The organism is Curtobacterium sp. B18, from assembly GCF_000333375.1.
Classification (GTDB): Bacteria; Actinomycetota; Actinomycetes; order Actinomycetales; family Microbacteriaceae; genus Curtobacterium.
On the sequence record NZ_BACZ01000087.1, the window covers coordinates 1 to 1,409 of the forward strand.

General features: G+C 72.7%; 3 protein-coding genes. 1 reads left to right on the top strand and 2 read right to left on the bottom strand.

What is annotated here, in order from left to right:
• Both I5E_RS02460 and I5E_RS02465 read right to left on the bottom strand, forming a co-directional pair.
• Nucleotides 1–672, bottom strand: a 672-nt coding sequence (locus I5E_RS02460) for an adenosylhomocysteinase (RefSeq protein WP_042723514.1), incomplete at its 3' end; no start/stop codon positions are given.
• A 102-nt stretch (nucleotides 673–774) separates the two neighbouring features.
• Nucleotides 775–990, bottom strand: coding sequence for a DUF3499 family protein (locus I5E_RS02465; protein ID WP_031261169.1), 216 nt, complete (start codon nucleotides 988–990; stop codon nucleotides 775–777).
• Nucleotides 991–1,048: 58 nt separating this feature from the next.
• Here I5E_RS02465 and I5E_RS02470 point away from each other — a divergent pair.
• A partial coding sequence (locus tag I5E_RS02470; RefSeq protein WP_022905594.1) for a hypothetical protein occupies nucleotides 1,049–1,409 on the top strand: 361 nt, incomplete at its 3' end.

The window sequence follows — 1,409 nt, forward strand, 5'->3', positions numbered from 1 at the left end:
GTACAGGCGGTGCACGCCCGTGGTGGTCTCCTCGGTGACGCCCTCGATGTCGGCCGCGATGCGGGTCCATCGGTCGGACGACTCCTGCAGCGACGCGGCGACCGTGTCGAGGACGATCTTCCACTCGGTGCTCGCGTCGGCACCCGCCTCGGGCACACGCCCGGCGGCCTCGGCATCGGCACCGGTGTGCACGAGCATGGTCGCGTCACCGCCGTCGTCGAGGATGAGGTTCGGGCCGGTCCAGTCGGCACCGGCGGCGGCTGCCTCGGCCGACCAGTCGAAGATCCGGCTGGTGCACCACCAGTACTCCTCGAGCGTCTCGCCCTTCCACGCGAACACCGGGACGCCGGCCGGCGACGAGGGGGTCCCGGTCGGGCCGACGGCGACGGCCGCGGCGGCTTCGTCCTGCGTCGAGAAGATGTTGCAGCTCGCCCAGCGGACCTGGGCGCCGAGCGCGACGAGGGTCTCGATGAGGACGGCGGTCTGCACTGTCATGTGCAGCGACCCGGCGATGCGCGCACCGGCGAGCGGCTGCGACGCGCCGAACTCCTCGCGCAGGGACATCAGCCCCGGCATCTCGTTCTCGGCGAGGCGGATCTGGTGTCGCCCCGCCTCGGCGAGGGCGAGGTCGGCGACGCGGAACGGTGCTGCGGTACGGGCTTCGGTGCGCATGGGCCCAGTCTTCCACGCCGGGAGGCGCGGGTCGTCAGACGACGTCGGTGCCGTGCACCGCGCCTCCGGGAAGCCGCCTGTGGAGGACTGTGCCCGACCGCATCAGTCCGCGTCGCGACGGAGCGGCTCGCGCCGCACCACCTGCCAGCCGCGCGGCACGCGCAGCTGCGCCGCGTGGCGTGCGCAGAGGTCGTAGCCGTGCGGCTCGACGCGCGTCGAGAGCGGACCGACGACGACCATGGAGTCCCCGTAGTCGTAGGTGAGGGTCGCCGCCGCGCTCGCGCCACAGGCGACCTTGCTGCAGATCCTCACGTCCATACCGCCACCGACCCTACCGGAGCGCGGCAGGGCGTCCGCCGCCGCGTACGATGTGGTGATGCGTCGCAGGACCCCTCTCGTCACGCCGGTCGACCGTGGCCGCGGCCGCTCCCGACACGGGCGCGGCGGTCGCTCGAGCGTCACCGGACCGGACCTCGCGCCGATCATCACGCGCGCCGAGACGTTCGACCGCATCGTCGGCGACACCGCGCACTACCTGCTCGGCCTCTGGCCCGCCGAACTCGAGGGCGTCATCTTCCAGGTCGCCGACATGCCGACCGACCAGTCCCTGCCGGACCACATGCCCCGGTGGCGGGTGGACCGCGAGCGACGTCGCGTGACCGTGTTCCGCGTCCCCGTCGAGCGGGTCACCCGCAGCCCCGAGAAGGACGACACCGACAAGCGCATCATCATCGAGA

Bases quoted from the DNA above. Each gene is read 5' to 3' on its own strand.
- I5E_RS02465 (WP_031261169.1), bottom strand. From the start codon at position 990: ATGGACGTGAGGATCTGCAGCAAGGTCGCCTGTGGCGCGAGCGCGGCG.